Below are 22,440 nucleotides of genomic sequence, written 5' to 3'. Positions count from 1 at the left end.
GCTCGTGCGCCGAGCAGCACGTACCCGGCCCGTGGATCGGCGGGCGAGCTGGTGAACGCTCCGGAAGTGGCCGGAACCGCGCTGTTGGCCGTCAGCTCGGCCCACAGGACGTCCGCGACGGCCAACGGGAGCAGGCCGTCTGCGCGGCGCGGGGTAGCGCGGTGTGGCATGGCCGGTACGCTAGCAGGCCTCTTGGACACCTTCCTGGGGCTCAACCCTGTGCGTGGGTTGGCCACGCCCGCAGACGTTCTTCGCCGCGCTGCCGAGCAGCCGTAGGCCTGCCAGCCCGAACGACCTGCGCGTCGATGGGTGGATCAAGGACCATCGCATGACCGCCGATCATGTCCCGACCCACTCCGTTCCCGCAGGGAAAACGCCGCACGTCAACGCCCCGAGCTCGAGTGTTCACGCCGGACGGGTCGACTGCGTGATGTTACGTCAGATCCTGCTGCCCGGCCTCGTGGACGCCGTTCACCACGGCGCAGGCAGTAGTGTCCGGGTGGCCGAGGGAGTCGATCCAGGCGCGGATCGTGGCCGCCGTGGTGGCGGCGTGCTTCCGCGTCAGGGAGAGGTGGTCGCCGGGCACGTCGACGCGCTGGTGCGGCAGCGGCCAGGACGTGCGCCAGGCGTCGTCGTCCGCGCGCGCCGCCATCAGGGGGGTCGGCCGCGCGGCCCCGACGAACAGGGTCGGGGTGTCCACGGGCTCCGGCCGCCAGTCCATGAAGAGCCCGGTGTAGGCGCCCATGGCCGCGACGGCGGCGTCCTCGTCGCCGGTCGACCCGTCCAAGGCCACCCGCGCTTCCGGCGGGGCGGCCAGGGCGGTCAGCCAGTCCGTGGAGTGGTTGCCCTGGTGGACGAGGTACGTGTCGATCAGCACCTGTCCCAGGGGAGCGGATCCCATGAGTTCGAGCCGTCGGGTCACGGCGTGCGCGACGGAGCCCCCGGCGGAGGCGCCGACCAGGACGACGGGCCGACTGCCGACGTGCCGCAGCACCGTCTCGGCGTGGAGACGGGCGAGCGTCTCCCGGTCGGCCGGGACGGCGCACCCCGCGCCGATGCCCGGGTGCGGGAACTCCAGGACGTCCAACTCGCCGTCGAAGCAGGAGTGCAGGGCCGCGAACCCGCCGGCAGGGAGCGCGGGGAGCGGACGGTGGTCGGGGAAGAAGGCCACGACGGGGGCGCCGCAGCGGCCTTGGGCCCGGCGCAGGGGCGGCACGGCGTGCTGCGCGGCGTCGTCGGCGCCGAACGTCGCGGCGGCCGAGGACGCCGCGACCACCAGGTGCATAGCGGCCACCGCGTGGCCCTTCTCGCAGAGCGTGCGATACAGCGACGCGAGCGTCTGTGCGCGACGGCCGGTGGGCGGTGCGGCCCGGGAATCGGACCGCTCCGGCGCTGCGCCGTCGGGCAGATCGTCCAGCAGGTCGAGCACGTGGCGGGCGAGGTCCTCGATCGCCGGGTGCTCGAACACCACGGCCGCGGGCAGCCGCAGGCGCAGGGCCATGCTCAGCCGGTTGCGGATCTGCACCGCCGTCAGGGAGTCGAAGCCGAGCTCGGCCAGGGTCCTGCCGGCGGGCAGGGCCTGCGCGCCGGGGTAGCCGAGCACCGCGGCCACATCGCCGCGCAGCAGGTCCGTGAGCGCGGCCCCGCGCTCCTCGGCGGGCAGTCCGGCCAGCAGCGTGCGCCACGCTCCGGGCTCCGAGGTCTCCCGGGTGCTCTGGGGTGCTTTGGTCGCACCGCTCCGCGCCTCGGCGGCGGTCCGGCCGGGGTGCACCAAGTCGCTTAGCGGCGGCGGTAGTTGCCCTGCGGCGCTGCGCAGGGCGGCCCGGTCCAGCAGGACCGGGGCGAGTACGGGAGCACCCGTCCCAAGCGCCGCGTCGAACAGGGCAAGTCCTTGCGCGGGGGTGAACGCCCGGACCACCTCGGCGGACCTCGCGTGCCCCGTGCTCCCGGTCAACTGCGCAGCCATACCCGCGTCGTGGCCCCACCAGCCCCACGCCAGCGAGACGGCGGGCAGGCCGGCCGCGGCCCGGTGCTGCGCGAGCGCGTCCAGGAACGAGTTCGCCGCGGCGTAGTTGCCCTGGCCCGCCCGGCCCAGCACGCCCGAGACCGAGGAGAACAGGACGAAGGCCGACAGGTCCCGGTCGCGGGTCAACTCGTGCAGGTGCCAGGCCGCGTCCGCCTTCGGCCGCAGGACCGCCGCCAGCCGCTCGGGGGACAGCGCGGCCAGCGCTCCGTCGTCGAGGACCCCGGCGGCGTGCACGACGGCGGTCAGCGGGGGATCGCACTGCTCGATCAGCTCGGCGAGCCGGGCCCGGTCGACCGCGTCGCACGCGACGATCCTGACCTGCGCGCCCCGCTCCGCCAGCGTCTCGCGCAGGGCGTCGGCGCCCGGTGCGTGCGGGCCGCGCCGCCCGATCAGCAGCAGGTGGCGGACCCCGTGCGCGTCGACCAGGTGCCCGGCCAGGTCCGCACCCAGCGCTCCGGTGCCGCCGGTGATCAGCACCGTGCCGCCCGGGTCGAAGGCGCCGGAGCGGCGGGCCGGGGCGGTCTCGGTCGGCGATGGCTCGGGCCGGGGGAGCGCCGGCGGAACGTCGACCAGCCGCGGCACCGTCGCCCGCCCGCCGCGCAGGGAGAGTTGGGGCTCGCCGCAGGCGGCCGCCGCGGGCAGCAGGCGCAGGGAGGCGGGGTCCGCGTCCACGTCGATCAGGACCACGCGCCCCGGCAGCTCCGACTGCGCGGTGCGCACCAGTCCCCAGACCGCGGCACCCGCCAGGTCCGGCTCGGGAGCGGTGGCGTCCCGCGTCAGCACCACGAGCCGCGAGCCCGCCGTTGCCGGATCGTCCTGCCAGTCCTGCAGGACCTCGAGCACCCGCGCGGTCAGCAGGTGGACGTCGGCCAGCGGGCCGCGATCCGTTCCCGAACCGACGGCGGTGACCGCCAGAGGGCCGGGCAGGGCTGTGCCGTCCGCGCTGTCCGCGCGCGAGGACGGGCCGGCGAGGGGGAGGAAGGCGGCGAGGTTCAGCTGGTCCGGCCCGAGGAGCGTCCAGCTCTCCAACTGCTGCGCACGGCTGGGCAGCGCGATGGGGAGCCAGTCGGGGCGCAGCAGGGCGTGCCGGGCGATGTCCAGCCCGGGGTGGCCGGGCCCGGCCGGAAGCTCCCTGGTGGACAGGGAGTTGACGCGGGCCACCAGGCGGCCCGCCGGGTCGGCGAGCGTGATCGAGAGCGCGCTGTGCTCGGGGCCGGGGCCGGCCTCGCCGACCGGCGCGATCCGTACCCGCACCGTCGACGCCGCGGCGGCGTGCAGGCACACGCCGCGCCACTGGAACGGCACCCGGGCGCCGACCGCGCCCGCGTCCGAGCCTCCACCCGGGCCGTGCGCGGCGAGCAGCGAGGCGTGCGCGGCGGCGTCCAGGAGCGCGGGGTGGATGCCGTACCGGTCCGCCTCGGCCGTCCACGGCTCGGGCAGCCGGACCTCCGCGAACACCTCCGCGCCCCGCCGCCACAGCGCGCGCACGCCGCGGAACGCGGGCCCGTAGTCCAGACCGCGCTCCGCCGCGGCCTCGTAGGCGGCGGTGGGTTCGATCGCCGCGGCGCCGGGCGGCGGCCACTGCGTCAGGCCGTCCTCGTCCGGTGCCGGGCCCGGCTCGGGCGCGCGGGCGAGCAGACCGGTGGCGTGCCGCGTCCAGGTGGCCGCGGTGGGCTCCACCGGTCGCGCGTGGATCTCGACGGGCCGCCGGCCGGAGTCGTCCGCCGCCCCCACCACGGCCTGGACCCGCACCCCCGCGGCGGGCAGCGCGAGCGGTCGCAGGATCACGAGCTCCTCCAGCGTGCCGCAGCCGGCCGCGTCGCCCGCGCGCACGGCCATCTCGACGAACGCCGTCCCCGGCACGAGCGGCGCCCCGCCGACGACGTGGTCGGCGAGCCACGGCTGGGCGCTCGCCGAGAGCAGGCCGGAGAGCACCGTGTGCCCGGTGCCCGGCACCTCGAACGGCGGGCCCAGCAGCGGATGCTCCCCGGCGGCCGGTCCGACCCCGGCCGGGCGCGGCGCGTCCAGCCAGTACCTCCGGCGCTGGAAGGCGTAGGTCGGCAGCTCCACGCGCCGCAGCCCGCATCCCGCGAACACCGCGGGCCAGTCGACGCCGGCGCCGCGCACGTGGAGCCGGGCCACGGCCGACAGCAGCGTCTCCGGCTCGCGCTCGCCGGCACGCGCCGCGAAGGCGAACACCGGGCCGCCGCCGTCCTGGAACACCGGGCCGCCGCCGTTCCGCGAGGCCGAGCAGTCTTCCGCGTACGCGGTGAGCACGGGCTGCGGGCCCAGTTCCAGGAAGCCCCCGACTCCGTTGGCGCCCAGCCACTCCACGGCCTCGGCGAACCGTACGGGCAGCCGTGCGTGCCGCACCCAGTAGTCCGCGGAGCCCAGTTCCTCGGGCGCCGCCCGACGTCCCGTCACGGTGGAGACCACCGGAATCCGCGGCGGCCGGAACTCCAGCGTCTCGGTGACGCGGCGGAATTCGTCGAGCACCGGGTCCACGAGCGGCGAGTGGAAGCCGTGGCCGACCTTGAGCCGCGTGCTGCGGCGGCCGCGGGCCGCGAACCGCGCCGCGACGGCGAGGACCGCGTCCCGCGCGCCGGAGATCACCACCGCCCGCGGCCCGTTGACCGCGGCGATCGCCACGCGGTCCGCCACGTCGGCGAGTTCGGGCAGGACCTCGTGCTCCGCCGCGTCGAGGGCCACCATCGCCCCGCCCTCGGGCAGCGCCCGCATCAGCCGCCCGCGGGCCGCGACCAGGCGTGCGGCGTCGGCGAGGTCCAGCACGCCGGCGACGTGCGCGGCCGCCACCTCTCCCACGGAGTGCCCCGCCAGGAAGTCGGCCCGCACGCCCCAGGACTCCACCAGCCGGAACAGCGCCACCTCGTAGGCGAACAGGGCGGCCTGGGTGAAGTCCGTGCGGTCGAGCAGCGCGTCCGGTGAGCCCGGCTCGGCGCGGATCACCGTGCCCAGCGGCCGGTCGAGTTCGCCGTTCAGCGCCTGGCAGACCTCGTCGAAGGCCGCGGCGAACGCGGGGAACGCCGCCCGGAGCTCCTCGCCCATTCGCGCGCGCTGCGCGCCCTGCCCGGTGAACAGGAAGGCGAGGCGGGTGCGCGGGTCGGCCAGGCACGTCACCGCCCCGGCGCCGGAGGTGCCGTCGGCGATCGCCCGAAGTCCGGCCAGCATGCGCTCGCGGTCCGCGACCGGCACCATCGCCCGGTGCGTGAGCGCCGCCCTCGACACCGCCAGTGAGAAGCCCACATCCGCCGACGACAGGCCCGGCCGGGCTGCGACGTGGTCCGCCAGCCGCCGGGCCTGGGCGCGCAGGGCCGCCTCGTCGGCCCCGCAGACCAGCCACGGCACCGCCACCGGCCCCTGCGGCGGAGGGGGTGCCTGCCGCGGGGCGCGGTCGGCGGCGGCCGGTTCCTCGATGATCACGTGCGCGTTGGTGCCGCTGATCCCGAAGGCCGACACGCCGGCGCGGCGCGGCCGGCCGGCGGGCGCGGGCCACGGCCGGGCGGCGGTCAGCAGCCCGACCCGGCCCGAGGACCAGTCGACGTGCGGCGTGGGGGCTGCCACGTGCAGGGTCCTGGGCAACTCACCGTGCCGCATGGCCTGGACCATCTTGATGATCCCGGCGACCCCCGCGGCGGCCTGGGTGTGTCCGAGGTTGGACTTGACGCTGCCCAGCCACAGCGGGGGATCCTCCGGCCCCCGGCCCCGGCCGTAGCCGGCGAGCAGCGCCCGCGCCTCGACGGGATCACCGAGCGCGGTGCCCGTCCCGTGCGCCTCCACGGCGTCCACCTCGTGCGCGCGCAGCCCGGCGTCGGCCAGCGCCAGCTTGATCAGGCGCTGCTGGGCGCGGCCGTTGGGCGCGGTCAGGCCGTTGGACGCGCCGTCGGAGTTGACGGCGCTGCCGCGCACCACGGCCAGCACCGGGTGTCCGTTCCGGCGCGCGTCGGGCAGCTTCTCCAGCAGCAGCACCCCGGCGCCCTCGGCCCAGGCGGTGCCGTCCGCCGTGGACGAGAACGACTTGCAGCGGCCGTCGGGCGCGAGGGCGCGCTGACGGCTGAACGCGACCAGCGGCTTGGGGGTCGCCATCACCGTGACACCGCCGGCCAGCGCCAGCGAGCACTCGCCCGAGCGCAGCGCCCGGGCCGCCTGGTGCACCGCGACCAGCGAGGACGAGCACGCCGTGTCGACGGTGATCGCGGGCCCGCGCAGGCCGAACACGTAGCAGAGCCGGCCGGAGGCCACGCTGCCGGCCGACCCCAGAGCGAGGTGGGCCTCCAGTTCGTGCTCGGTGAAGCGGGAGGCGTAGTCGGCGTACATCACCCCGAGGAAGACGCCCGTGTCGCTGTCACGGACCGATGCCGGGTCGATGCCGGCCCGTTCCCACACCTCCCAGGAGACCTCCAGCAGCAGCCGCTGCTGCGGGTCCATGGCGAGCGCCTCGCGCGGCGAGATGCCGAACAGGCCCGCGTCGAACTCCGCGGCGCTGTGCAGGAATCCGCCGCTGCGCGGGTAGCAGGAGCCGATCCGGTCCGGGTCGGGGTCGTGGAGGGCGGCGAGGTCCCAGCCCCGGTCGGTCGGCAGGTCCGAGATCGCGTCCGCGCCCTGCGACACCAACTCCCAGAGCCCTTCGGGGGATTCCACCTCCCCGGGGTAGCGGCAGGCCATGGCCACGATCACCACCGGGTCCCGGTCGTGCGGCTCCTCCCGCCCGACGGGCCGCGGTGCGGTGGTGGTCGCGGCCGTGGGGGCGGGTGCGGCGGCGAACAGTTCGGTGCGCAGGTGGCGGGCGACGGCGGCCGGGGTGGGGTGGTCGAAGAGCAGCGTCGTCGGCAGGCTCAGCCCGGTCGCCGCCGCGAGCCGGTCGATCAGCTCGATGGCGCCGAGCGAGGTGAGCCCGAGGTCCGCGAACGAGTTGTCCGCGAACGAGCCGTCCGCGTCGGGCTCGGCCTGCGGCGCACGTCCGCTGAGACGGGCCGTCTCGACGCACACCGTCTCGCACAGCGCGCGTTCCTGCTCCTCACGGGGCAGCGGCAGCAGCCCGCGGTACAGGGTGCCGCCGACCGGGGTCGGTGCCGCAACCGGGTCGCTGAGCACCGCATGGCGGATGATCTTGCCGGACGGCGTGCGCGGGACCGCCGCGATCTCGCGGACCTCGACGGGGACCTTGTGGTCCGCCAGTTGCGAGCGGCAGGCGTCCAGCACCAGCCGTGGGTCGACGCCGTCCGGGCCGGGCACCACGAAGGCGACCGGGACCTCACCGAGGACGGCGTGCGGCTGGCCGAGGACCACGGCGTCCCGCACACCGGGACAGCCCCGCAGGACGTGCTCGACCTCCGTGGGATGGATGTTCTCGCCGCCCCGGATGATCAGTTCGCTGACCCGGCCGGTGAGGACGAGGTGACCGTGCTCGGTGCGGCGTCCGAGGTCCCCGGTCCGGTACCAGCCCTCGCGCAGCGCGGCGGCCGTCGCCTCCGGCTGGTTGTGGTAGCCCGTCATGAGACCTGGACCGCTGACCCAGAGCTCGCCCTCGCCGCCCGCGAGGACGTCGACACCGCTGTCCGGGTCGACCACGCGGACCTCGACGCCGGGCACCGGCGGCCCGCAGGACCCGTCGGTCCGAGGGCCGGTCGGGCGGGTCACCGCGATCGCGCCGCAGGTCTCGGTACTGCCGTAGGCGTCGAGCAGCGGGGCGCCGAGCGTCTCCTCCACAGCCCCGCGCAGCGCGGGCGGACACGGCGCGCCCGCTGTGACGCAGAGCCTCGGTCCGGGCCGCGACCGGAGGGGCCGGGCGCCCTCGGCCGCGGACATCAACCGGTGGTACGTCGTGGGGACACCGGCCAGGACGGTGAACGGCCCGCCCAGGGCGTCGCTCGGGGTGCGCAGTGCGCGCCACAGGTCGCCCGGGGTCAGGAGCTCGCCGGCGATCGCGGTGCTCGCGCCGATGGCCGTGGTGCCCAGGATCGCGAGGGAGTGTCCGAAGCTGTGGAACAGCGGCAGCGGCCACAGCAGCCGGTCCTCGGGGGAGAGCCCGAAGATCGGCGCGTAGCAGGCCGCCACCGACCACAGCGCGCCGCGCTGCGTGGAGAGCACGCCCTTGGGGCGGTGGGTGGTCCCGGAGGTGTAGAGCAGCCAGGCCGGATCGTCGAGCCCCAGGTCGTCGGGCGCCGCGGGCCCGTCGGCCGAGGCCGCGGACTCGAAGAGGACGGTGCCGCCCGGGGCGTCCGAGGGGATCGGGTCCGCGCCGGTGAGCACGGTGTGCAGGCCACGGTGTGCGGGGCCGAGGCGGTTGAGCCGCGTGAGATGCGCCGGGTCGGCGATGACGGCCGAAGCGCCGCTGTCCCTCAGGAAGTAGTCGAGTTCGGCGTCGGAGGAGCGGGGATTGAGCAGGACGCCGATCGCCCCTGCCCGCAGCACGGCGAGGCAGCCCTCGACCATCTCCACGCAGTTGCCCAGGCAGAGCGCGACCCGATCACCGCGCCGAACCCCCGCCCGCGCGAGTGACCCGCCCAGCCGCCCGGTCCGCAGCTCCAACTCCCGGTAGCTGACGCCGCGTGAGAAGTCATGGAACGCCACCCGATCCGCCGACCGCTCGGCGTGCCTCTTCAGCAACTCCGGCAGCGGCCGCACCAGATCGTCATACCGCACTTCTCCACTCACGCCCGAGCTCCGACCTCTCGCCATCCGCGATCGCTCCCCGTCGATCTCCTCCGTACCCAGTAGCACGGAGGCACAGACCGACAGTCAGAACACGGACCAGCCGGTGAGGGTGGTGAAGGTGTCGAGGGCGGTGATGCCGGCCACGGAGTTGCCGTGGCCGTCCAGGGCCGGCCCCCAGGCGCAGAGGCCGCAGCGGCCGGGGACGACGGCGATGATGCCTCCGCCCACGCCGCTCTTGGCGGGCAGGCCCACGCGGTGGGCGAATTCGCCGGCCGCGTCGTAGGTGCCCCCGACCAGCATGACGGCGTTGATGCGCTTGGCCTCGCTGCGGGTGAGCAGGCGGCTGGCGTCGGCCCGGACTCCGTGCCGGGCCAGCAGGCAGGTGGCCAGGGCGAGATCCTGGCAGGTCATGGCGATGGAGCACTGCCTGACGTAGTGGTGCAGGACGGTGCGCACCGGGTTGGCGAGCTTGCCGTGGTCCGCCAGCAGGTGGGCGAGGGCGGCGTTGCGATGCCCGTGGCGCCGTTCGGAGGCGGCGACGCGGGGGTCGAAGTCGAGGGCGGGGTTGCCGCTCTCCGCTCGCAGGAAGTCCCGCAGGGCTCCGCTGGCGTCGCCGGTCAGGGTCTGCAGGCGGTCGGTGACGACCAGGGCGCCCGCGTTGACGAAGGGGTTGCGCGGGATGCCACGCTCGCGCTCCAGCTGGGCGAGGGAGTTGAACGGAGAACCGGAGGGCTCCTTGCCGACGCGCTGCCACAGGGCGTCGCCGTCCGCGGCCAGGACCAGCGCGAGAGCGAAGACCTTGGAGAGGGACTGGATGGAGAACGGCACCTGCCAGTCCCCAATGCCGCGGACCGGTTCGGAGGTGCCGGCGTGGGCGATCGCGAATCCGAAGGCGGTCGCGTCGACCCGGGCCAGTGCCGGGATGTAGGAGGCGACCGTGCCGGCGGCAGACGCCTGGCGGGCGGCTTGGGACACCTTGTCGAGCACGTCCTGGTCGTCCATGAGTCCCCCCGCGATCCGACGTCATTGTCAGGGCAGGGTCAAGAATGCGCGCGGTTGCGAAGCAAGGGGAAGACGCGTGCACCCGCGAGTAGGGCAATCGAGAGAGCAGGGAACCTACTGAGAGTTGCACGAGCATGTCGGGCCAGCAGCCCGAAGGCCTGAGCCGGCCCGAGTCGACCAACCGGACCGTCAGCCTTGACGAGATCGCCACTTACCCGGTGGTCATCACATGCATGGGCCGCACCTGCACCGCTGCTGCGGTCGACGGCACCGTCCACATCCACGACCGCACCGACATCACCAACTACCGCCCCCTGGGCAGCGTCAGCCCCGCCGCCACCACTGAAGGCTGGGAACTCATCGGCCCCCGAGGTGTCGTGCTGGCCCACGCCCGGGACCTGCTCCACGCCTGATGCTCCATCAAGGGCGGTCTTCCTGGGTCGTTCCAGCATCGGCGGCACTCCCGCCAGGGGCCGAGATCGGACCGTAGGACGGAGAACGGGCGGATCGCATGCGGTCCGGCGCCGAGTCGGTCGTGTGAAGCGTCATCGAACGGAGTGGGCTCGTCTCGCGTGGATCCCCCCTCTCTTGAGTTGTGTCGGGAAACGCGAACGGCCCCGCCGTGGTGGCGGGGCCGTTCGTAGTAGTGGGTTCCGGGCACGCCGGAAGCGCCTCGAACTCTAGATCACGATCAGGTCACGGCGCAAGCCTGTTCGGGATGGTGAGGCTTTCCCGGTACGGACTCGTTGTGGAGCGTGACCGGTGGAACGGTACGGCTGGCCTCGCCAGGCCCCAACTGTGGGATATCCCGTGGTGCGCCAACCGAATGACAGTCAACGACCGTGGCGCGGCTTTCCGATCTTCGCTCCCGTCCGGCGGGTACGTTCACAGCGCCACGCAGCCCGCCGGGCGGGGCGCGGTTGAGAGCGCGTGGTGGGTGACGCACCGCGTCTGCTTCCTTCCGGCGGGTTTGCCGTGACCCAAACCCTGCCGATCACCCCGCCCCTGTTCGCGGGTCGACAAGCCCGCAGTCCTCCAGGGGCCGCGGGGCCGGAGAGGACATCGTGCAACCGAACACTTCGAGGTCGTGGACCCGCCGAGCCGCGGCCGCCGCGATGGCCCTGGGGCTCGCGGGAGCGCCGCTGTTCGCGGTCACCCCGGCGATGGCCGCCACGACCGGCAGCCTGTTGTACTCCACGGACAACGGAGCAACCTGGTCGTCCAACCCCACCGTCGCCCCTGGCGCCACGGTGCTGGTACGCGCCTGGTACAACAACGCCGACCCGGTCGAGTACACGGGCACGCAGGTGTCCACGACGCTTCCGCCCGGCTTCACCCTGGCGCCCAACTCCACCATGGTGTGCCTGAACCCGACGACTCCCGCCGGCTCCGAGGCAACGCCCACCCTGTCCGAAGCCGACGGCCGGACCTCGTCGCTGGTATGCAACACCGATACCGGGCAGTCCGGCGCGATCAACGAGGCCGCCGTCTGGAGCGGCCCGACGCTCACCATCTCCCCGACGGCAGGCCTGTTCGGCCAGCCCGTCGGCGCGACCAGCGGGGTCATGGAGTTCGGCAAGAAGCGCTACTTCAACATGAACAACTGCGACCGCCAGATCTCCGGCAACGGCCCGCAGCTCATGACGAGCATCACGGCGCCGGGCCTCGGCCCCTATGTTGCAGGGTCGAACGTCTCGAACTCGGCGGATACGGTGCCGACCTGCCCCGCCGCCCCCGGCTGGCCCGTCAACCTGCAAGGCACCCAGCCGCTTGACCTGCTCGGGCAGCGCTACATCAACATGAACAACTGCGTGCGTCAGATCGCCGGCACCGGCAACGGCCCGCAGCTCACCACGAGCATCACGGCGCCGGGCCTCGGTCCGTACCAAGCGGGCACGAACACGAAGAACACCATCGACACAGCGCCGACCTGCCCCGCCGCCCCCGGCTGGCCCGTCAACTTCTCCGGGACCCAGCCACTGGACCTGCTCGGGAATCGCTACCTGAATCTGAACAACTGCGTGCGTCAGATCGCCGGCACCGGCAACGGCCCGCAGCTCACCACGACCATCACGACGCCGAGCGTCGGTCCGTACCAAGCGGGCACGAACACGAAGAACACCATCGACACAGCGCCGACCTGCCCCGCCGCCCCCGGCTGGCCCGTCAACATCTCCGGGACCCAGGCCTTCGACACCCTGGACACGGCGCGCGGCGCGGGGTTCGTGCAGTTCGCGATGACCGCCCCGACCTGCCAGGCCGCACAGACCGCGACGGTCACCGGCACCGGATTCACGGTGCCCCCCTCGACCTCCTGCCTGACCATCGCCCCGACCACCCGCTCACGGCTGACCGTCACCAAGACGGGGAGCCGTTAACGAAGCGAGCACCAGCCGCCCATGGGCGGCTGGTGCTCGCTTCATGCACCGCCGTGCTCGACGCGCGACGTCGATGTCGCCGGCCGCGTCCGCCTTCGCCTGCGCGGCTCGGAGCATCCGGTCGAAGGTTCCGTGCTCGGCCCAGCGCCGGAAGCGGGTGTGCAGGGTGGCCCAGGAGCCGTACCGCGGCGGCACGTCCCGCCAGGCCACCCCGGTCCAGCCACGCGCGGTACCAGGAGCGAAGTGATTGACCCTCACGTGGCGTGATGCCGCATAGTCACCGACGTGGAAGAGCACGAGCACCTGACCGTCGGACGGGTGGCCGAGTTGGCCGCCGTGAGCGTCCGCACCCTGCACCACTATGACGAGATCGGCCTCGTCCAGCCGTCCGCGCGGACCAGCGCCGGGTACCGGACCTACTCGGCGGACGACGTGGAGCGCCTGCGGGAGGTGCTCGCCTTCCGGCGGTTGGGCTTCGGATTGCGCGAGATCGCGGATCTGGTTGACGACCCGGCCACCGACGCGGTCGCGCGCCTGCACCGGCTGCGCGGCCTGCTGGTGGAACAGCGGGATCGCACTGCCGCCATGGTGACGGCCATAGACAAGGAACTGGAGGAACGGGCAATGGGGATCAGGACGACGCCGGAGGACCAACTGAAGGTGTTCGGCGCGCAGCTGTACGAAGCCATCGGGTCTGCCTACCCGGTGACCCGGCGCACCGAGCCGCGGATCGCCGCACGGATCTGGGAAGCGCTCGGGGACGCGCGGACGGTGCTGAACGTCGGGGCCGGCACCGGCTCCTACGAACCCGGCGACCGCGAGGTCACGGGGGTGGAACCGTCGGCGGTCATGCGGGCGCAGCGTCCCGCGGGCGCGGCGCCGTGTGTGGCCGCCAGTGCGGAACGCCTGCCGTTCGCTGACCAGTCTTTCGATGCCGCGATGGCGGTCAGCACCGTTCATCACTGGCTGGACCCGATCGCCGGGCTGCGCGAGATGCGGCGGGTGGCCCGGCGCGTGGTGGTGTTCACGTACGACGCCAGTACGACGGGCTGGCTTCAGCGGTTCTGGCTCACCCGCGACTACCTGCCCGAATTCGCTGACCTTCTCGTCGGCTGGCCTTCGCTGGCCGACATGACCCGCGCGATCGGGGGCCGCGCGGAGCCGGTGCTCATCCCGTGGGACTGCGCCGACGGCTTCTTCGAGGCCCACTGGCGCCGGCCCGAGGCGTACCTGGACGAACACGTGCGCCGCGCGGTCTCGGTCTGGACCCGAGTCGGCCCGGAGGCCGAGCAGCGGGCGGTGAACATGCTCCGCGCCGACCTCTCCTCGGGCCGGTGGACCGAGCGCAACCGCGACCTCGTCGCCCTCGACGCGGCCGAGCTCGGCCTTCGCCTGCTCGTCGCCTGAACCATCACGTGCGGGAACGCCGCAAGGAGCCGACCGGCTGGAATCAGTGTCCACTACTGGTCCAGACCGCACGAGGCATTCCTCGAGCTGTGGCCAGTGCCTTTGTCTTACCCGAAGTGAGCCCGGCGACTCACCCACAAAGCCAGGTCGGTTCAACCTGGTTACCGTGGGGTGGACTTGGCGGTCCGCTCACGGAGCAGGTGGGGGGCGAAGAGGGCCAGCTGCGCTGCCAGGGCGGCGGCGGCAAGGGCGGTCTCCCATACCGGCCCGTGCGAGGCGAGGTTGGCTACCAGGTAGCCGACGAGGATGACCGTGAGCGTCGCCGCCTGAACGTCGTTGCGCATCCACCACCGCGTCCGTGGGGCCGCCTGGGTCTCGGCAAGGCTGAGCGCGTACAACTCGACGGGCCCGAACTCGTCCAGGGGATCGCATCCGGTGGAGGTGAGGTGGTGGGCTGCCTCCCTGGTGAGTTCGGTGGCCCGGGCGCGGGAGAGGCCATGCCGTTCCTCAAGCAGCCGCGGCAGATCGACCAGCCAGCTCTCGGGCTCGGCCTGAGACTTATCGGTGAGTTTCTCGTGGTCGGGGGCCGGCTCATAGCGTGTGGCCGTCCAGAGCAGCAGGACGCCCAGCACGGACACCGTTGGGGTGGGAATCCGGCCGAGGACGGTCGTGGGCAAAGCGGTGAAGGCCGCGGCGGCCAGCAACAATGTCGTAAGGGCGACGGCTCCCCAGCCGACGGCACCCCGGGCCCGGGCATGCGCAAGGGTCGCCGTCAGGCAGGTGCTCGGTACCGCAACGCCGGTGAGTACGCTGCCGACCAGGCCGGCAGGAGTCACGGTCAGCCTGGTTCCGACCGCGGCCCACGCGCAGGCGCCGACCACGAGGACAGCCACTCCCGTCCGGGCGAGAGCGGCGAAGACGTGGTCCGAGCGGGTCAGGCCGTGCCAGTGCCGACCGGTGCGTTCCTCGGGCGGTATGCGATCGCGGGCCACGGCGGCGGCATACTCCTCCGGCGTACCGAAGGCTGCCTCGGGCGTTTCGCCGCTCTGCGCGCAGTGCAGGTCCACCTCATCGAGCACCGTGTCGGCAGTGGCCCTGTCCACCGACCGCGCCGCGAGCGCCAGCCTCACCCGAGCCTTCCATCGGGTCCCCGCATCGGTCACGACTCCTCCTTGGTTCCCTGTTCCAGCAAGTGGTTCAGCGAGTCGGAAAACCGTCTCCAGGTCGCGGTCTCCTCCAGCAGCCGGGCCCTTCCGGCGTCGGTGAGCCGGTACACCTTGCGGCCCGGCCCACCTTCCCCGGGCTCCCAGCGGGCATCGACCAGCCCCTCGGTCTCCATCCGCCCGAGCACCGGATACAACGCGCCGCCGCGGATGGTGCCGAATCCTTCGGCGGCCAACTGCTGCACCAGCGCGTAGCCATGCTGATCGCCCTGCGCCAGCACAGCGGCGAGCGCCAGAGGCAGAACACCGCGCAGCCACCCCGATGAGGGCTCGCTCACGGGCATCCTGTAGTCACCTCTGATCCCTACTTCAAAATCGCGACTAGGTCAGTTTCAGAATAGTAAGCCCTCGTCCACGAGCTGGAAGGCGATCCGTGAGCCGCCACGAGGCACGACGCCCTCCGCGAGGCGGGGCGGGCCGGCCGCGCGAGAGGAAGCCGAGGCCGACCAGGCGTCCGAGTTTCGCGCGGGTGCCCTCGACATGCTTGGGCACTACCTACTTCAGGACCGTGATACCGGCCAGGAAGATGTCCACGCCGACGAGGAACTGCTCGCGGTCGTCGTGCTCGCGCAACTGCGTCACGGCCGCGTGCACGAACGGGTACTCGCCGGGGTCCAGTTGCGCCCATCGCGCTGCGGCGTTGTCGAGGAAGGCCGCCCGGCCCGTGTCGCTGCCGGCGTGACGGCGGGCGTTCGCGGCGTTCTGCCCGGCGACGCCGAGCACGTAGTTCACCAGTGCTCCGGCCGCGTCGAAGCGCGCACGCTCGGGGACGGCGAGCGCGTCCAGCAGCCTGCCGACGCTCTCGTAGAAATCCAGCAGTGCGGGCCGCCACGGCTCCCGGGACAGTTGTGCGCCGACCCAGGGATGTGCGTCGATCGCGTCGAACAGGCCCAGCGCGAGGCGACGCAGGGCCTCGCGGGGGTCCGCGTCGCTGACGACCCCGGCCAGCACGCGGGTGATGACGTCGTCGGTGGCCGCCGCGAGCACGTCGCCCTTGTCCGCGACATGGTGGTAGATCGCCCCGTAGCCGGTGTGCAGGCGCACCGTGAGCGCGCGCAGTGTCAGCGCGGCCTCGCCGCCGCCGTCCAGGAGCTCGGTCGCGGCCTGGACGATCACTTCCCTGGACAGGCTGTCCGTGCGCCGCGGGGCCCGCGGAGATCCCTGCGGAGTTCTCTTCACCATGGTCCTCAGTGTCGCACGGGTGGATCGCCGCTCCAAAGTCGTGTTAGCTTTTTGGAGCGGCGATCCAATGCACGCCCGGTGCGGATCGAACGAACGCGTGGAGGAACACCATGACGATGCCGGTCACGATCATCGGAGCGGGTCTGGGCGGCCTGACGCTGGCCCGCGTGCTGCACCTGCACGGCATCGCGGCCACGGTCTACGAGGCGGACTCCTCGCCGGACGCGCGTCGGCAGGGCGGCCTGCTCGACATCCACCCCTGGAACGGCCAGCAGGCACTGGAGGCGGCGGGGCTGACCGAGGGTTTCCGCAAGCTCGTCCTGGCCGGCCGCGAGTCCTACCGGGTCATGGACCAGGCAGGGACCGTGCTGCTCGACCTGCCCGACGAGGGCACCGGCCGGCGCCCCGAGGTACCGCGCGGCGAGCTGCGGCAACTGCTGCTCGACTCCCTCCCCACCGGCACCGTCCGATGGGGGCACAAGGTCACCGGCGTCAAGGCGTTCGACAACAGTCGCCACGAAGTGAGCTTCGCCAACGGCACCACCGTGGTCGCGAACCTGCTGATAGGCGCCGACGGAGCATGGTCGCGGGTGCGCCCGATCCTCTCGGCGGCCACCCCCGAGTACGTCGGCGTGTGCAGCGTGGAGACGTTCCTGTTCGACAGCGACACCCGACACTCCGCCAGCGCGGAAGCGGTCGGCGCCGGGTCGCTGTTCGCGCTCGCGCCGGGCAGGGGACTGTTGACCCACCGCGAGGGCGGCGGAACCCTGCACACCTACGCGCAGCTGCGAAAGCCACAGGACTGGCTCGCCGACCTCGATGCCACCGACACCACAACCCTCGCCGCGCAGGTCGCAGCGGAGTTCGACGGCTGGGCCCCGGAACTCACCGCCCTGGTCACCGACGGTGAGACCCCGCCGGTCCTGCGCCGCGTCTTCACGCTGCCGGCCGGGCACCGCTGGGACCGCGTGCCGGGGGTGACCCTGATCGGTGACGCCGCCCACCTCAGGGCACCCAATGGTGAAGGCGCGAACCTGGCCATGCAGGACGGCGCCGAGCTCGGCCGGGCCCTTGCCGCCCACCCCGACGATGTGGAGGCCGCGCTCGCGCGGCACGAACGGGGTATGTTCGCCCGTGCCGCCGCCGTCGAAGCAGACGACGACATGTACTCGATCATGATCGATGACAACGCCCCCCACAGCACGCTGGCCCTGATGACCGGAGCAGGGCGGGACTCGTGACCTCGCGGTGCGGGAGCAGAACGCCCCCGGAGCGCACGACATCAACCACGTCGCCGCACACTGGCTCACCGGCCGAGGTGCTCGGGGGGCGCGCGTGGTGACGAGCAGTCATTACGGGGTTCTTTCGGCCATGCCTTCGGGCTCCCGCGGCAGCCCGGCAGGCAGCAGTCTGGTCCTCACGAAGTCCCCTTCCTCCTGAGGAGTTTGGCGTGAGAGTCACTGCGAAGAACCTGCGCATCCGTGCTGCCCTGGCCGTCGCCGCTGTGCTCGGCGGCGCCCTGGCGGTCGTCGGGGCCCCTGGAGTCGCATCCGCTTCGACCGGGCGCGTGGCCACCGTGTACACGCTGTCCAACGCGGCAGCCGGCAACAGCGTGCTGGCCTTCCACGACCTCCACGGTGTGCTGACCCCGGCCGGCTCCTATCCGACCGGAGGTCTCGGCACGGACGCCGGCCTCGGGTCGCAGGGCGCGGTCGTGCCCGCCGACCACGGCCGGGTCCTGCTCGCCGTCAACGCGGGTTCGAACTCCGTGACCGCGCTGCGGGTCGCCGAGGACGGCACCCTGACCGTCCTCTCCACGGTGGCCTCCGGCGGCACCCACCCACTGAGCGTGACCGTTCACGGCGACCTGGTCTACGTCCTGGACTCCGGCAGCGGCACGATAGCCGGCTTCCGCCTGCACCACGGCGTGCTGGCCCCGCTGGCCGGTTCGACCCGGGCCCTGTCCACGGGTGCGGCTGGGGCGGCCGAGGTCGCCTTCTCGCCCGACGGCAGCCGCCTGGTCGTCACCGAGAAGGGCAGCAACTCCCTGGACACCTTCACCGTGGACCGCCACGGTGTGGCCTCCGCCGCCTCCCACACCGCCTCGGCGGCCGCGGTACCGTTCGGCTTCGACTTCGACAACCGCGGTGACGCGGTGGTCTCCGACGCGACGGCCAGCGCGGTCACCACGTACTCCGTCGCCTCCGGCACGGCTCGCCAACTCGCCTACCTGCCGGACGGCGGCGGTGCGGCCTGCTGGTTGGTGGTCTCGCACGCCACCGGTACCGCCTACGTGGCCAATGCCGCCACCGGGACGATCTCCACGTACCGGGTCCGCAACGGCGCCCTGACCCTGACCGCACCGATCGCCGCCACGGTCGGCGGCCACCCGACCGACGAGGCGCTCGGCAGCGGCGACGTCCTCTACGTCCGTGACGCGACGAACAACCGCCTGCAGGCCGTGCGCTTCGGCGCCGACGGCGCGCAGGTCGTCGACGGCCCGTCGGTACTGCCGGCGAGCGCCGCGGGCATCGCGGTCGTGAACAGGTGAACGGATGAACAGCTGACACGACACAGCCGAGTCGACCGTGCCGCGGGCTGCCGTCAGCGATCGCGGCACAGGCCGCCTGGACCGCGACCGGGCCCGCGAGGTCCTGGGCGGACGGCTGCCGTTCAGCGCGACCGCACCCGTGCCGGCGGTCGACGAGGTAGCGGCTGTCCTCGATGGCAGATTGACGCTACGTCAGGAAGCCGACGTGCACGTGGTCGTGGTGGGTGGCGTCGGTGAAGAACTGGTCCGGCGTGCTGCCGCCGGAGAGTTGACGCGGTCCGCCGACGTTGTACGAGCCGGCCGCGGCCGCGGCCCGCATGAAGGTGTCCACCAGGGCGGCGGGAGTGGCCGGGTCCACCACGGCCCGCCCGTCGATCCGCCAGACGTCGAAGGCCCGGCCCAGCGGGTGGTCGCTCGGCCGGTCGGTGCCGAACACGTCCAGCGGGTGGCCGGAACGGACCACGCTGACCGTGAGGGTGTGGCTCTGGGCCAGCGTCAGCATCGCCCGCGCCACGCTGTCGTGGACCAGACCGGAACGCAGGTCGGCGAGCGAGGCGGGGGAGAGCTGGAGCCGCGGTTCGGCGAGCGCCCTGGAGACCGTCCCGGAGAGCGTGGCGGAGGGCGGGCCGGGCCGCGCGGGGTGCAGCGCGGTGATCCTCCAGCGCGGGGTGGCCGCGCCGAGCCGGACGTCCACGGTGGTGCCGCCGGCGGCGACCGGGCCGCCACCGGTGGCCGTCCACTGGTCGCAGACCACCAGGACACTGGCCGAGTCGGACAGGATGCCGCCGTACTGCGCGTCGATCACCTGTAATGCGGCCCGGTCGGCGGCCGGCAGCAGCGGGCCGGCCTGGTCGGCGAGGCCCGGATCGAGGCCCAGCGCGGCGACCCGGGCCCGCGCGGCGGCCGGGCCGGCCCCGCCGGCGGGCCAGGCGCCGAGGGCCTCGACGAGTTGGACGGCGCGCAGCTTGACGTCCGGCTGGATCTCGCCCGGCCCGGGCAGCCAGGGCCGGGTGGCGGGGAGGACGAGGGAGGACGGTCCGGCCGCCGTCGAGGGGCGCGCGCTCGCCCGAGGCGTCGGGCCGGCCGTCCGTGAACCGCCGCACCCCGCGGCGCACACCGCCGCGCCGACCACCGCGGCCAGCAGCGCACGCCGGCCGCACACCCCGCAGGTCCGGCGGGCCTCGCCCGCCGCACCCGGTTCCGGTGAACGCTCGATCGCCATGGCCCACTATGGTCACGGCCGCGGCCGCCCCGCGACCGGTGGGTACAGTGGGCCCGGCGACGGAGGCAGGGGAGGCGGCGGATGGGCGCGGAGCAGGTCAGGGCGTTCTGGCGGGAACTGGGCCTTCCCGGGTTGATCGACGTGCACACCCACTTCATGCCGGAGAACGTGCTGGCCAAGGTCTGGGCCTACTTCGACTCCGCCGGTCCGCTGGTCGGCCGCGAGTGGGCCATCACCTACCGCGAGGGTGAGGCCGAACGCCTGGCGCTGCTGCGGGAGTTCGGGGTCCGCGCGTTCACCGCGATGGTCTACCCGCACAAACCGGGGATGGCCGACTGGCTCAACGACTGGGCGGCGGCCTTCGCCGACCGCACGCCGGACTGTCTGCGGACGGCGACCTTCTTCCCCGAGCCCGGCGCCGACCGTTACGTGGCGCGAGCCGTCACGTCCGGGGCCCGGGTCTTCAAGGCCCATCTGCAGGTGGGCGGGTACGACCCGACGGACCCGCTGCTGGACGACGTCTGGGGGCTGCTCGCCGAGGCCGGCACACCGGTGGTCACGCACTGCGGCTCGGGCCCCGCGCCCGGCGAACACACCGGTCCCGGTCCGATCGGCGCGGTGCTGGCCCGGCACCCGCGGCTGCGGCTGGTGGTGGCCCACCTGGGGGCCCCGGAGTACGCGGAGTTCCTCACCCTGGCCGAGGCCCACCCCGAGGTGCACCTCGACACCACCATGGCCTTCACCGACTTCACCGAGACGGCGGCGCCGTTCCCCCGCGAGCTGCTGCCCCGGCTGGCCGCCCTCCAGGAGCGGGTCCTGCTCGGCAGCGACTACCCGAACATCCCCTACCCGTACCGCCACGCCCTGGAGTCGCTGGCCCGCCTGGACCTCGGCGACCCCTGGCTCCGCGCGGTCTGCCACGACAACGCGGCCCGGTTGTTCGGCCTCTGACCGCGCGGCACGAAGGCCTCCCCCGCTCAGTCGACCGTCACGTGCTGCTCGGGCGCCAGATGCCGTTCCAGCGAGGCCAGCTTGGTGTGCAGGCCGTCGGTGACCCCGACCCGGTCGTCGATCTTGATGACGGTGCTCACCCGGTTCGCGAACGGTTTGACCGCCTCGACGGCCTGCTTGATCACCGCCATCACCTCGTCCCACTCGCCCTCGACGGAGGTGAACATCGCGTCGGTCCGGTTCGGCAGCCCGCTGGCGCGGACCACCTTCACCGCCGCGGCGACGGCCTCGCCGACGTCCTCGCCGATCCCGAGCGGGGTGACACTGAAGGCGGCGATCATGGCTGCTCCCGGTTGGGTGGCGGTGGGACGGCGGTGGCGGTGACACGGACGTGCGGCGTGGTCGGGCCGCCTGACACCGGATCATAACGGCGTACGACCGGCGGGCCCGCTCGCCTCACCCGCCGTACACGCCTCGGCAGATCCGGGCCTGCTCGGAGTCCGGGGCCCAGTGCCCGTACTGCTCGCCGGCGCCGCACAGGCCGAGGGGCGGCGAGACCCGACTGTCCGGTGTTCCCGGCCCGGCCGGCCGGGGACCGGGCACGGCGGGGCCGACCGGAGGTGGGGGCACGGCGGGGTGGCCGCCGGTCCGCGGTGGTGCCGCGGGTCCGTGCGGAGGGCGCGGCCGGGCGTGTACCGGGTCGGTGGGCTCCGGCGCCTCGGCCGCCGCGTGCCCGGTGGGTTGTTGCGCCGGGCCCCGCTCCGGCTCCACCGGTGGCGGCCCGGCCGGCGGGCTCGTCACCGGGGCCGGCGCTGACGGGTCGGCCCCGGACGGCTCCACGGACCCGCGGTGCAGGTCCTCGCGCAGCGGCTGATCCCCGCTGACCGGGCCGGCCAGCCCGGCGGTGGCCGAGACGGGCGCGTCCCCGTCCTCGATGCGCGCCGTCCGATGCTGCGCCTGGCACCCGGTCAGCAGGGCCGCGAGCGCCAGCAGGGCCAACGCCGTGGTCAGTGCCGCCCCGGTGCCGGGTGGCGGCAGCACCTGTGCGGGCCCACCCGCCTGTTCCCCGCGGAGAGGTTCGTCCATGGCCGGTCCAACGAGAGCGACCCCCGCGCGGTGTCGGTGGATCACGCCGCCGCCCTTCCGGTGCCGGGGCGACCCACCGGTTGCCGGTCACCCCGTGTGGTGAAACCGGCCCGCCGAGGCCCGCCGCCCGCGGCGCGCTCTGACAGAGTGGTACCAAGCCCCGCGGCCGCCCCCCGCCCCCACCGGACGGAGAAACCATGACGACCACCTGGCTCCCGGAGGACGAGTGGCTGTCCGGCCTGGTCCGGGCCTACGCCGGCGCGAGCGTGCTGTTGACCGATCCGGCCGGCCGGGTGCTGCTGTTGCGGCCGAGCTACCGGGACCAGTGGCAGTACCCGGGCGGGGTGATCGACCCGGGCGAGGGTCCGGCCGAGTGCGCCGTGCGCGAGGTGGCGGAGGAGACCGGCCTGCTGCTCGGTGCGGAGCTGCGGCTGCTGGTCGTCGAGTGGCGCGACCCGCTGCCCGACCAGGAGCCCCACGCCCACCCGGCGGTGCACTTCATGTTCGACGGCGGTACCGTCCCCGCCACCACCCCGCTCCGGCTGCAGCCGGAGGAGATCGCCGAGGCCCGCTTCTTCCCGCCGGCGGAGGCCGCTGTCCTGCTGCACGAGCACGCCGCCGACCGCCTCCAGCACGGCCTGCGGTCCCGCCGGGCGGGCGGTGCCGGCACCGCCCTGCTCCGTACCCCGGGCTACCTCGGCTGACGAGGGCCCTTAAGTGTTGCTTCAGTATCCGTG

At 73.7% G+C, this 22,440-nt stretch carries 16 protein-coding genes; 7 read left to right on the top strand and 9 right to left on the bottom strand.

The genetic code is table 11. The features are described from left to right. Positions 1-433 precede the first annotated feature (433 nt). Positions 434-8,701 (bottom strand): type I polyketide synthase, encoded by an 8,268-nt coding sequence (locus tag ACIGXM_RS12325; protein ID WP_396559748.1) that lies wholly within the window; start codon positions 8,699-8,701, stop codon positions 434-436. Between the two features lie 84 nt (positions 8,702-8,785). Further along, positions 8,786-9,703, bottom strand: a complete 918-nt coding sequence (locus ACIGXM_RS12320) for a glutaminase (RefSeq protein ID WP_396559746.1) — start codon at positions 9,701-9,703, stop codon at positions 8,786-8,788. Between the two features lie 134 nt (positions 9,704-9,837). On the opposite strand from ACIGXM_RS12320, the gene ACIGXM_RS12315 reads away from it, so the two are divergent. Continuing rightward, positions 9,838-10,116, top strand: a complete 279-nt coding sequence (locus ACIGXM_RS12315; protein ID WP_396559744.1) for a hypothetical protein — start codon at positions 9,838-9,840, stop codon at positions 10,114-10,116. 651 nt (positions 10,117-10,767) lie between these two features. Next, positions 10,768-12,081 carry a hypothetical protein gene (locus ACIGXM_RS12310; protein ID WP_396559742.1) on the top strand — a complete coding sequence of 438 codons (1,314 nt, stop codon included), beginning with the start codon at positions 10,768-10,770 and terminating at the stop codon, positions 12,079-12,081. On the opposite strand, the gene ACIGXM_RS12305 is transcribed toward ACIGXM_RS12310, so the two are convergent. Next, positions 12,046-12,291, bottom strand: a complete 246-nt coding sequence (locus ACIGXM_RS12305; protein WP_396559903.1) for a transposase — start codon at positions 12,289-12,291, stop codon at positions 12,046-12,048. The genes ACIGXM_RS12310 and ACIGXM_RS12305 overlap by 36 nt on opposite strands. Positions 12,292-12,399: 108 nt before the next feature. Between ACIGXM_RS12305 and ACIGXM_RS12300 the strand changes: the two genes are divergently transcribed. Further along, positions 12,400-13,488 carry a MerR family transcriptional regulator gene (locus ACIGXM_RS12300; protein ID WP_396559740.1) on the top strand — a complete coding sequence of 363 codons (1,089 nt, stop codon included), beginning with the start codon at positions 12,400-12,402 and terminating at the stop codon, positions 13,486-13,488. Between the two features lie 161 nt (positions 13,489-13,649). On the opposite strand, the gene ACIGXM_RS12295 is transcribed toward ACIGXM_RS12300, so the two are convergent. From ACIGXM_RS12295 to ACIGXM_RS12285, 3 genes are all read right to left on the bottom strand, one after another. Further along, a complete protein-coding gene (locus tag ACIGXM_RS12295; RefSeq protein WP_396559739.1) occupies positions 13,650-14,651 on the bottom strand; it encodes a hypothetical protein in 1,002 nt (333 codons plus the stop codon). Next, a complete protein-coding gene (locus tag ACIGXM_RS12290; RefSeq protein ID WP_396559737.1) occupies positions 14,648-14,989 on the bottom strand; it encodes a PadR family transcriptional regulator in 342 nt (113 codons plus the stop codon). Before ACIGXM_RS12290 ends, ACIGXM_RS12295 begins: the two co-directional genes overlap by 4 nt. A gap of 217 nt (positions 14,990-15,206) precedes the next feature. After that, the gene (locus ACIGXM_RS12285; protein ID WP_396559735.1) at positions 15,207-15,893 is read right to left on the bottom strand and encodes a TetR/AcrR family transcriptional regulator; all 687 of its coding nucleotides are present in this window, start codon (positions 15,891-15,893) and stop codon (positions 15,207-15,209) included. Between the two features lie 110 nt (positions 15,894-16,003). Between ACIGXM_RS12285 and ACIGXM_RS12280 the strand changes: the two genes are divergently transcribed. Beyond that, the gene (locus ACIGXM_RS12280; protein WP_396559733.1) at positions 16,004-17,134 is read left to right on the top strand and encodes an FAD-dependent oxidoreductase; all 1,131 of its coding nucleotides are present in this window, start codon (positions 16,004-16,006) and stop codon (positions 17,132-17,134) included. A 209-nt stretch (positions 17,135-17,343) separates the two neighbouring features. Next, entirely contained in the window at positions 17,344-18,444 is a 1,101-nt protein-coding gene (locus tag ACIGXM_RS12275; protein ID WP_396559731.1) for a lactonase family protein, read from the top strand. A gap of 187 nt (positions 18,445-18,631) precedes the next feature. Here the strand turns inward: ACIGXM_RS12275 and ACIGXM_RS12270 are convergent, their stop codons facing one another. Then, positions 18,632-19,666, bottom strand: a complete 1,035-nt coding sequence (locus tag ACIGXM_RS12270; protein WP_396559729.1) for a hypothetical protein — start codon at positions 19,664-19,666, stop codon at positions 18,632-18,634. A gap of 81 nt (positions 19,667-19,747) precedes the next feature. On the opposite strand from ACIGXM_RS12270, the gene ACIGXM_RS12265 reads away from it, so the two are divergent. Next, positions 19,748-20,617, top strand: a complete 870-nt coding sequence (locus ACIGXM_RS12265; protein WP_396559727.1) for an amidohydrolase family protein — start codon at positions 19,748-19,750, stop codon at positions 20,615-20,617. Between the two features lie 26 nt (positions 20,618-20,643). On the opposite strand, the gene ACIGXM_RS12260 is transcribed toward ACIGXM_RS12265, so the two are convergent. Both ACIGXM_RS12260 and ACIGXM_RS12255 read right to left on the bottom strand, forming a co-directional pair. Continuing rightward, the gene (locus ACIGXM_RS12260; protein ID WP_396559725.1) at positions 20,644-20,958 is read right to left on the bottom strand and encodes an MTH1187 family thiamine-binding protein; all 315 of its coding nucleotides are present in this window, start codon (positions 20,956-20,958) and stop codon (positions 20,644-20,646) included. A gap of 115 nt (positions 20,959-21,073) precedes the next feature. Next, positions 21,074-21,703: a hypothetical protein gene (locus ACIGXM_RS12255; protein WP_396559723.1), complete on the bottom strand. Its 630-nt coding sequence runs from the start codon at positions 21,701-21,703 to the stop codon at positions 21,074-21,076. Positions 21,704-21,900: 197 nt separating this feature from the next. Between ACIGXM_RS12255 and ACIGXM_RS12250 the strand changes: the two genes are divergently transcribed. Beyond that, the gene (locus ACIGXM_RS12250; protein ID WP_396559721.1) at positions 21,901-22,407 is read left to right on the top strand and encodes an NUDIX domain-containing protein; all 507 of its coding nucleotides are present in this window, start codon (positions 21,901-21,903) and stop codon (positions 22,405-22,407) included. The last annotated feature ends 33 nt before the right edge of the window (positions 22,408-22,440 follow it).

This window comes from Kitasatospora sp. NPDC052896 (assembly GCF_044547075.1).
In the GTDB taxonomy this organism is placed as follows: domain Bacteria; phylum Actinomycetota; class Actinomycetes; order Streptomycetales; family Streptomycetaceae; genus Kitasatospora.
Note: the sequence above shows the minus strand (reverse complement) of the source record. Positions and strands in the feature narration are given on the sequence as shown.

Excerpts from the sequence above, each read along its gene's own strand:
- ACIGXM_RS12320 (WP_396559746.1), bottom strand. The coding sequence starts at position 9,703 with ATGGACGACCAGGACGTGCTCGACAAGGTGTCCCAAGCCGCCCGCCAG.
- ACIGXM_RS12315 (WP_396559744.1), top strand. The coding sequence starts at position 9,838 with ATGTCGGGCCAGCAGCCCGAAGGCCTGAGCCGGCCCGAGTCGACCAAC.
- ACIGXM_RS12285 (WP_396559735.1), bottom strand. The coding sequence starts at position 15,893 with ATGGTGAAGAGAACTCCGCAGGGATCTCCGCGGGCCCCGCGGCGCACG.
- ACIGXM_RS12280 (WP_396559733.1), top strand. The coding sequence starts at position 16,004 with ATGACGATGCCGGTCACGATCATCGGAGCGGGTCTGGGCGGCCTGACG.
- ACIGXM_RS12270 (WP_396559729.1), bottom strand. The coding sequence starts at position 19,666 with ATGGCGATCGAGCGTTCACCGGAACCGGGTGCGGCGGGCGAGGCCCGC.
- ACIGXM_RS12265 (WP_396559727.1), top strand. The coding sequence starts at position 19,748 with ATGGGCGCGGAGCAGGTCAGGGCGTTCTGGCGGGAACTGGGCCTTCCC.
- ACIGXM_RS12260 (WP_396559725.1), bottom strand. The coding sequence starts at position 20,958 with ATGATCGCCGCCTTCAGTGTCACCCCGCTCGGGATCGGCGAGGACGTC.
- ACIGXM_RS12255 (WP_396559723.1), bottom strand. The coding sequence starts at position 21,703 with ATGGACGAACCTCTCCGCGGGGAACAGGCGGGTGGGCCCGCACAGGTG.
- ACIGXM_RS12250 (WP_396559721.1), top strand. The coding sequence starts at position 21,901 with ATGACGACCACCTGGCTCCCGGAGGACGAGTGGCTGTCCGGCCTGGTC.